We start from the raw sequence: 8,133 nt of genomic DNA on the forward strand, positions 1-8,133 counted from the left end.
GCACGCCCGAGACCTGATCGATCTCGGGGTGTGTCGCGCAGCTCGAGCAGCCGACGATGGAGGGCGGCATCGGGGGCGAGCCAGCAAGTACGATTCCGGCATGAGCAGCCTCGAGCAAGTCTCCCAGCCGTCGGTCGTACTCACACGCGACCGCTCCCGCGCCATCTTCGGCCAGACGATGGGCCTCGTCGCCCTCACGTGTCTCGTTGCAGCCCTCGGCGCCTACCTCGGCCGCGACGTCTCGCGTGGCTTCGGCATCGTCGCCTTCATCGGCGCGATCGGATGCATCATCGGTCTCAACTTCGCCATTCGTCGCTCCGAGCAGCTCGCGGTTGGTCTTCTGTTCGGCATGGGCGCCCTCCTCGGGGTCGCGGTTGCGCCGACGCTCGCGTACTACGCCGAACTGCAGCCTCAGGCGCTCTGGCAGGCGGCCGCACTGACGGGCCTCTTCATCGGCGGCTGCGGAACCTACGGATACGCCACGCGCCGTGATCTCTCGAAGATCGCACGCGTCGCCTTCTTTGCACTGCTCGGGCTGATCGGCTTCGGGATCCTTCTGATGTTCGTCTCGATCCCGGGCGGCGACGTGATCTACGCCGTGCTTGGTCTCGTCATCTTCGCCGGTTACACGATGTACGACTTCCAGCGGTTGCGCCGCGCCGACTCGATCCAGGCTGCGCCACTGCTTGCAGCGTCGATCTTTCTCGACGTCTTCAACGTCTTCCTGCTGCTGCTCTCGCTCCTCGGCGGCGGTCGCAGCTAACGCACGGTCAGCGTCGCGCGCATCCCGCGGGTGCGGTGATCGGCGAGCGTGCACCAGAGCGTGAAGCGGCCGGGGCGGAAGCGTGCCGCGAGCGAGCCGGTCTGTCCCGGCTCGACGACACCGACGCGATACGTGCGCGCGCCTCCAATTCGGCGGAGCGCAAGATCGTGATCGTCCTCGCCATAGTTGACGAGCTCGATGATCGCCTGGCCCTTCCGGATCGAGGCGCGTGAGAGGGCGAGGCTGAACTCGTCGCCCGAGACCTGGAGGCGGGCCGGTGTGGGTGCGGCTGCCGTAGCCGCTGGTACGAGTGCGAAAGCGAGGATTGTCGCGGTAGCAAGTCGTGTTTTCATCGAAGGATCCTGGGGCGGGCGAACTTCTGTGCGCCGGGAATGATCGCCGCGGCGTCCGTTCCAAGCCAGTCTTCGAGGATTGCACGATAGAGCCCGCGGAAATCGCTCGTGGCGCGGAGATTGCCCTGCTCATCGAGCTTTCCGAGGCCCGGGAACTCGCCGATCATCTGCCCCGAGACCTGCGAGCCGATCAGGAACCCCGCTCCGGCGGCTCCATGGTCCGTTCCGCCCGATCCATTCTCCTTCGCGCGTCGTCCGAACTCCGTCCAGACGTGAACGAGGACGCGATCGGCGAGCCCGCGAGCTTCGAGGTCGCGTTGAAACGCGAGCAACGAGTCGGCGGTGAGCTTGAGATCGTCGGACAGGCCCTGTGCCTGGTTGTCGTGCGTGTCGTAGCCGCCGGGCGCTGACAGAGCGACGACCCGAAGAGGTAGACCGGCAGCGAGCATCGCCGCAAGTCCCGCGAGGCGTCGCGGAAACCGGTCGTCGCCAGCGGGATACGCGACAGGGCTGACGATCGACTTGCGATCGTCCTTCGGCCGGAACGGCGCCAGCTGCTCGTAGAGGCGTGCCGACTGCTTCGCCGCTTCGCTCGCCTGCTTCAGGCCTGGATCACCATGGGTGGGGAGCTCTCCGAGCTTCGCGATCGTCTCGACCATTCGCGTCCCGACGTCGCCCCAGACGCCGCGCGCCCAGAAGTCGTACCGATCGGGGGCATCGACGGCGGCCACGGGCATCCTCGCCGTCGCCAGGGATGGCTGAAGGCTCCAGTCGAGGGACAACCCCTGCAGCGGGTTGTCGTGCCTGCCGACACGGTCGAGATACCGCCCGAGCCACCCGGTCGCGAGGCGCTCGTCCGCCGCCCCGACCTCCCAGTAGTGCCGTGACGTGAAGTGAGATTGGTTTGGATCGTCGTACCCGATGCCCGGGATGACGTTGACCTTGCCCTCGCCGTGGAGCTGCGCGAGAGGGGCCAACGACGGATGCCACGTCAGCCGTGGGTCCTCGGTGAACGCCGACCCGGATCCCTCCGCCAGAGCGAGACGCGGTCGGAGCTGGCGATAGAGGGGATCGCCCGTCGGAGCGAGGAGCGAGAGCGAGTCGGCTCCACCGTCCAGGAAAACCGATACGAGAACCTTCTGTTGTGGGCCGGCCGCGGCAGCGGCCGCAATTCCTTCATCGAATACCTGTGGGCGGAGCGCTGCACCGCCATAGACCGCGAGCGCGAGTCCGACGCCGCGCGCGACGAACGTTCGTCGGTCGAGCCCCGTCCCGGCCGGCATCGGCATTCCCGGTTCTATAGCCGGCAGCCCTTTGCCCGCCTCGGCGAGTCCGCGCCGCAGGAGCTCCGATCGGGAATGTTCGTTGCAGCAACCCATCAGCAGGTCTGGAGGTCGGGGGACACGGCGAGGAGCTGGCGTACAGCGTTCGCGACGAGCGGTGGATACGACTCGGCCTTCCAGCCGGTCGTGCCCTGCAACGATCCTCGGGCAAAGGTGAGTAGCTCACGACGCGTCTCGGGCCGGATCGTCGGGTTCCCGAGGACGGCGAGCGCGCCCTTGACGATCGCCTCCGGGTCGTTCGGAATCTTTGGGCCTTTCTTGCCCTTCTTGTCCCCGAGCGACACCTTCTCGAGGGCGGTGTTCGCGATGTACCACCGGCCGCGGAATGCATTGGTATCGAGCCAGCGCGAGTCGTCCCAGCCGGCGACGTTCGGTGGATTGAAGAGCCGCTGCCCGGCACCGTCGGAGAGCCAGACCCACGCCGTCGTGTCGACGCCGCGGTTGAGCCCTCGCAGGAGACCTGCGATGTAGACGACCGGGGGCTTCACCATGCGCGGGCCGGTGTAGAGCGCGGGATGGCGGAGGATCGCGTCGAGAACGGGGCGTACCTCGAACCCCTCGCGGTAGAGCGCCTCGAGCCCCGCTCGTGTCCTCGGGTCCGGGGGTTCGGGGATGAAGTAGCTCCAGAGCTTCTGCACGAAGAACGGTGCGTGCTTCGGATGGTGGACGCAGAGAGACGCGGAATCCCGCCACGCGTAGGTGCCCTTCTTCCCGAATACGGTCTTCACCCCGGTGTCGTGGCGCTTCGAGTCGAAGCGGAAGTCGGTCTGACCTTTGCCTCGCTTCCACGTGCTCGTCCACCCGGTCAGTGCTCGGGCCTGCTCGCGCACGTCGCGCTCCGTGTAGCCGTTCCCCTCGCCGAGCGTGAACAGCTCCATTAGCTCTCGGCCGTAGTTCTCGTTCGGCGCGTCCTTCCGGTTGTCCGTGCCGGAGAGCCAGATCAGCATCGCCGGGTTGGCTGTGATCGACACGAGTAGCCGGTCGAAGCTCCCGAGCGCGTAGCGGCGCAGGAGCCTGTTCTGCGCGAGCATCAGCTTCTGCGATCCGACGCCTGCATTCGAGGTGGCAAACCAGTCGTGCCAGACGAGGGTCATGCGCTCGACGAGCGGACGGCTCGTTCTGACCATCCGATCGAGCCACCAGAGGTGATCGTGCCCCCAGGCGTCGGCGGGTGCGAGCGGGCGTCCCTTTTCGTCGCGCGGCCGTGGCCCAACCCAGCGCTCCCCGGGGGGATGCGTGAGCGAGCGAACTGCCCCGTTGAGGCCAAGGTTGGCGAGGGTCGCCGCCTGTCCCCTCCGCGGGCCGAATCCGGCGCGCCAGAGCAGACGCTCCGCCTCAGCGTGCCCGAACGTGCCCTCGTAGGTCGGTATCTCGGCCATCGCTGCTCTATCGTCCGGACGCCTGCGGCGCTTGAATCCCTACTCCCGAACGGCGAGCGTTGATTTCATGCCGCGCGCCTTGTGGTCACCGAGTGAGCACCCCACCAATCGATCGAGCCACCAGTGAGTCTGTCAGGCCCCGTCGTTAGGAGGTGGACAGCAGCCCCGTCGAGGCCACGCGCTGCGAGCACGCGCTTCTCACCCGGAGCCGGGTCAAAACCGGCCCGCCACAGAAGTCGTTCGGCCTGAGCGGGATCAGTGGGATTCGTGTTGACGGGCAGCGGCATTGATCTATCGTCGGCACGCTGGTGGGCGAGCGTGTATCGCTCGCACGAGTGAACCTGGCTTCCGCGTCGCGTCTATCCTGGGAGCGTGCACGTTCTCCTCCCCGATGGAACCGAGCTCGAGCTCGCCGACGGTGCGAGCGGCCTCGATGCGGCGCGCGCGATCGGCCCGAAGCTCGCCGAACAGGCCGTGCTGGTCAAGGCCGACGGTGTTGCACAGGACCTCCGATTACCGTTGCCGGACGGTGCGAAGCTCCAGATCCTGACGACGCGAGACACGCAGGATCCCGACGCGCTCGCGGTCCTTCGCCACTCCGCCGCGCACCTCCTCGCCGAGGCCGTGCGACGGCTGCACCCGGGCGTGAAGGTCGCGATTGGCCCGCCGATCGACAACGGCTTCTACTACGACTTCGACTTTCCGACCCCGATCAACGACGCAGACCTCGAGGCGATCGAGGCAGAAGTGCAGCGGGAGCTTGCCGAGGGCCGGGCGTGGGAGCGCGAGGAGATCACGGCCGAGCAGGCGCGCGAGCGATTCGCGGCGGAGGGCGAGCCGTACAAGGTCGAGCTCGTCGAAACCGCGGAGGGTGCGATCTCGCTCTACACGCAGGGCGACTTTACCGACCTGTGTCGCGGCCCTCACCTGCAGACCTCGGCGCCGATCAAGGCCTTCAAGCTCACCTCGTTAGCGGGCGCGTACTGGCGCGGCGACTCGGACAACGCGCAGCTGACGCGGATCTACGGCACGGCGTTCTTCGGTCAGAAGGATCTCGACGCCCACCTCGAGCGGCTCGATCAGGCTCGGGCGCGGGATCACCGACGCCTCGGCGCCGAGCTCGACCTCTTCCACTTCGACGAGCACTCGCCCGGATCGCCTTTCTGGCATCCGAAGGGGATGGCGATCTTCAACGCACTCGAAGATCTCCGGCGGCGCGAGAACGCACGACGTGGGTACTCCGAGGTGAAGACCCCACTGATCTACGACAAGGCGCTCTGGGTCACGTCGGGTCACTGGGACAAGTTCCGCGAGAACATGTTCTTGATTCCGATCGACGACGAGCACACGTACGCGATCAAGCCCATGAATTGCCCCGGGCACATGCTCCTCTTCGGGAGCCAGCTCCGGAGCTACCGCGAGCTGCCGCTGCGGTTCGCCGAGGCTGCACCCCTGCACCGAAACGAGCTCGCGGGCGCGCTCCACGGGCTCACTCGCGTCCGCTATGTGACCCAGGACGACGCGCACATCTTCTGCTCGCGCGAGCAGATCGACAGCGAGCTCGACCAGTGCCTCGAGTATCTCCGGTACCTCTACGGCCTTTTCGGGATCGAACCGCGCGCAGAGCTGTCGACGCGGCCCGAGAACAAGCTCGGCGCCGACGAGGAATGGGATTTCACCGAGGGCAAGCTGATCGAGGCGCTCGACCGACACGAGATCGAGTACTTCGTCGGAGCGGGTGAGGGGTCGTTCTACGGGCCCAAGATCGACCTGCACATCACCGACGCGCTCGACCGTTCGTGGCAACTTGGCACCATTCAGCTGGACGCCCAGATGCCCGCCCGGTTCGGTCTCACCTACATGGGGTCGGACAACCGGGAGCACCCCGTCTTCGTCGTGCATCGCGCCTTCTTCGGGTCGCTCGAGCGGTTCATCGGGATCATCATCGAGCACTTCGGCGGAGCGTTCCCGCTCTGGCTCGCGCCCGTCCAGGTGCGGCTGCTCGCCGTGAGCGAGCAGCACCGTGAGGGCGCACATGCCATTGCCGACGGCCTTCGAGACGCCGGCTACCGCGTTGACGTCGATGAGCGCGACGAGACGCTCGGCAAGCGGATCCGCGACAGCGAGCTCGAGAAGATCCCGGTCGTCGTCGTCTTCGGCGAGCGAGAGTCGGAGGCGGCGCTCGCCGTGCGCACGCGTGGGGAAGGGCAGTCGATCCGATCGCTCGACGAGCTGCTCGGCGATCTTGCGGCGGCAACTACGTCGGCGTAGGGGCGAGGCGGAGCCTCGTCCTCGTCCTCGTCCTCGTGTGCGGGGCGGCTGTTGCGTCGTGGAGGGCGACCTGCGCCTCGTTTCACTCGGCTCCGCATAGGCCCTACATGCAGGGTCTAGGCCCTGCTACGCTTTCCACCTGCAAAGTAGGGGCCGTTACCCTCACCTCCGGAGCCGTGCGTGTTACAGCCACGAGCTGCGCGGGTTCAACCGAGTCGAACGACGAGGGAAACGGTGCCGCTGCCTGCCAGCGGCTTTTGACGTTTACCGGAAGGAACTTCACGGTTTTGAAGAGAGACATAGCTTGATGAGAAGCCTTTGAGACCCCGGCGCCGTCCTGAAGACAGGACCCGGCCCGTCGTCCAGACGGAAAGGATCAACGACCAGATCCGCGTGCCGAACGTACGGCTCGTGGGCGAGGACGGGGAGCAGATCGGGATCAAGTCGACCGATGAGGCGCGCGAGTACGCCTACAGCAAGAATCTCGACCTCGTCGAGGTGGCAGCGCAGGCAGATCCGCCCGTCGCCCGGGTGATGGATTACGGGAAGTACCGCTACGAACAGGAACAGAAGGCGAAGGTCGCGCGAAAGCACCAGTCGCAGATCAACGTCAAGGAGATCAAGCTCAGACCAAAGATTGGAATCCACGACTACGAGACCAAGAGGGGCCACGTCGTTCGCTTTCTCAACACGCGGGCGAAGGTCAAGGTCACGATCATGTTCCGGGGCAGAGAGAACCTGCATCCCGAGCGTGGGCGCGACCTTCTGATGCGACTCGCCGAGGACATCAAGGATGTCGGGCAGATCGAGCAGCCGCCTCTGATCGACGGACGCAACATGATCATGGTCTTCGGGCCGACAAAGAACGCAGGAGTGAACCCAGATGCCAAAAGTGAAGACGGGAAGCGGAGCGAAGAAGCGCTTCAAGGTGACCGGAACGGGGAAGTTGATGCGGCGCCACGGGATGAAGAGCCACAACCTGGAGCACAAGAGCTCGAAGCGTAAGCGCGGCTTCCGCAAGGATCAGCCGGTTGCGGCGAACGACGTGCCGCGCGTCAAGCGACTACTGGGGTTGAGGTAACCGATGCCCAGGGTGAAGCGATCTGTTGCTGCACGCAAGAAGCGCCGCAAGGTTCTGAGCCAGGCAAAGGGCTACTGGGGTCTCAAGAACTCGCACTACACGTACGCCAAGGAGCAGGTCGAGCATTCGCTCACCTACGCCTATCGCGACAGGAAGAACAAGAAGCGCACGTTCCGGCGGCTCTGGATCGTTCGCATCAACGCGGCGGCACGGCTCCACGGACTGTCGTACAACCAGTTCATGTCCGGCCTGAGCAAGGCGGGAATCGAGCTCGACCGGAAGTCGCTCGCCGACATCGCGGTCTCCGATCCGGCAGCGTTCGCCGCGGTCGCCGAGCAGGCGAAAGCCGCGCTCGCCCAGGCCGAGGCGGCCTGACCTCAGCAGAACTGCAGAGCGACGTGCTCCGCCGACAGGCGGAGCACTTCGCTCTGCTCGGCTCACCGGTGTACGCGCGACTCGCCGCGCAGCTCGCCGAGGACACCACGCCCGCACGACGCATCGTCGGTGACGACGTGTCGTGGGATCTCGGACTTCGCCTCTTCGGAGCCGTCCATCACCACGTCCTGCTCGGCATCGCGCCGAACGCGCTCTCTGGTGGGTGGGACGATTTCAGCGCTGCGCTCGAAGCGCATCCCGTTTCGCTGCGCCGCTTCGTCGAGGAGCAGGGCGTCCAGACGAACGAGACGCAGCGCTGCGTGGCGCTCGTTCCCGCCTTTCTGACGATCGCCCGCGCGACGGGGCTGCCACTCGACCTGATCGAGCTCGGGCCGAGCGCAGGTCTCAACCTCGTCTTCGATCGGTACGGGTACCGCTATGCGGAGGGAGCATTCGGTGATCGGAGCGCGCGCCTCACGTTCGATGCGATCGAGCGCGGGCGCGTGCCCGCGGGGCTGCTGCGGGCTCCGCTCGAGATCCGCGGCCGCCGGGGAATCGACCTCGCCCC

Annotated in this window: 8 protein-coding genes and 1 pseudogene; 6 read left to right on the forward strand and 3 right to left on the reverse strand. The window is 66.3% G+C overall.

The annotated features are described in order from the left end of the window. Positions 1-100 precede the first annotated feature (100 nt). Positions 101-763 (forward strand): Bax inhibitor-1/YccA family protein, encoded by a 663-nt coding sequence (locus tag ABIR74_RS00115; protein ID WP_348174580.1) that lies wholly within the window; start codon positions 101-103, stop codon positions 761-763. Here the strand turns inward: ABIR74_RS00115 and ABIR74_RS00120 are convergent. The 3 genes from ABIR74_RS00120 to ABIR74_RS00130 all read right to left on the reverse strand — a co-directional run bounded on the left by ABIR74_RS00120 (position 760) and on the right by ABIR74_RS00130 (position 3,838). Beyond that, the gene (locus tag ABIR74_RS00120; protein WP_348174581.1) at positions 760-1,116 is read right to left on the reverse strand and encodes a hypothetical protein; all 357 of its coding nucleotides are present in this window, start codon (positions 1,114-1,116) and stop codon (positions 760-762) included. The genes ABIR74_RS00115 and ABIR74_RS00120 overlap by 4 nt on opposite strands. Beyond that, positions 1,113-2,405, reverse strand: a complete 1,293-nt coding sequence (locus ABIR74_RS00125) for a DUF1501 domain-containing protein (protein WP_348174582.1) — start codon at positions 2,403-2,405, stop codon at positions 1,113-1,115. The genes ABIR74_RS00120 and ABIR74_RS00125 overlap by 4 nt, the downstream gene beginning before the upstream one ends. A gap of 89 nt (positions 2,406-2,494) precedes the next feature. After that, the gene (locus ABIR74_RS00130) at positions 2,495-3,838 is read right to left on the reverse strand and encodes a DUF1800 domain-containing protein (protein ID WP_348174583.1); all 1,344 of its coding nucleotides are present in this window, start codon (positions 3,836-3,838) and stop codon (positions 2,495-2,497) included. 372 nt (positions 3,839-4,210) lie between these two features. Here ABIR74_RS00130 and thrS point away from each other — a divergent pair, with 372 nt between their 5' ends. From thrS to ABIR74_RS00155, 5 genes and pseudogenes are all read left to right on the forward strand, one after another. Then, the gene (gene thrS, locus ABIR74_RS00135; RefSeq protein WP_348174584.1) at positions 4,211-6,109 is read left to right on the forward strand and encodes a threonine--tRNA ligase; all 1,899 of its coding nucleotides are present in this window, start codon (positions 4,211-4,213) and stop codon (positions 6,107-6,109) included. 318 nt (positions 6,110-6,427) lie between these two features. After that, positions 6,428-6,973, forward strand: a pseudogene (infC, locus tag ABIR74_RS00140) (translation initiation factor IF-3); the annotation flags it as partial. Between the two features lie 19 nt (positions 6,974-6,992). Next, positions 6,993-7,190: a 50S ribosomal protein L35 gene (gene rpmI / locus ABIR74_RS00145; protein ID WP_348174585.1), complete on the forward strand. Its 198-nt coding sequence runs from the start codon at positions 6,993-6,995 to the stop codon at positions 7,188-7,190. Positions 7,191-7,193: 3 nt separating this feature from the next. Then, positions 7,194-7,565, forward strand: a complete 372-nt coding sequence (gene rplT / locus ABIR74_RS00150) for a 50S ribosomal protein L20 (protein WP_348174586.1) — start codon at positions 7,194-7,196, stop codon at positions 7,563-7,565. 23 nt (positions 7,566-7,588) lie between these two features. Next, positions 7,589-8,133 (forward strand): DUF2332 family protein (locus ABIR74_RS00155; RefSeq protein ID WP_348174587.1); only part of this gene is annotated, 545 nt, incomplete at its 3' end.

Source organism: Gaiella sp. (assembly GCF_039915195.1).
Classification (GTDB): Bacteria; Actinomycetota; Thermoleophilia; order Gaiellales; family Gaiellaceae; genus Gaiella.

What these genes read in the sequence shown, in the direction of transcription:
- ABIR74_RS00125 (WP_348174582.1), bottom strand. Translation starts at nt 2,405, where the DNA reads ATGCCGATGCCGGCCGGGACGGGGCTCGACCGACGAACGTTCGTCGCG.
- rpmI (WP_348174585.1), top strand. Translation starts at nt 6,993, where the DNA reads ATGCCAAAAGTGAAGACGGGAAGCGGAGCGAAGAAGCGCTTCAAGGTG.
- ABIR74_RS00130 (WP_348174583.1), bottom strand. Translation starts at nt 3,838, where the DNA reads ATGGCCGAGATACCGACCTACGAGGGCACGTTCGGGCACGCTGAGGCG.
- ABIR74_RS00120 (WP_348174581.1), bottom strand. Translation starts at nt 1,116, where the DNA reads ATGAAAACACGACTTGCTACCGCGACAATCCTCGCTTTCGCACTCGTA.
- ABIR74_RS00115 (WP_348174580.1), top strand. Translation starts at nt 101, where the DNA reads ATGAGCAGCCTCGAGCAAGTCTCCCAGCCGTCGGTCGTACTCACACGC.
- rplT (WP_348174586.1), top strand. Translation starts at nt 7,194, where the DNA reads ATGCCCAGGGTGAAGCGATCTGTTGCTGCACGCAAGAAGCGCCGCAAG.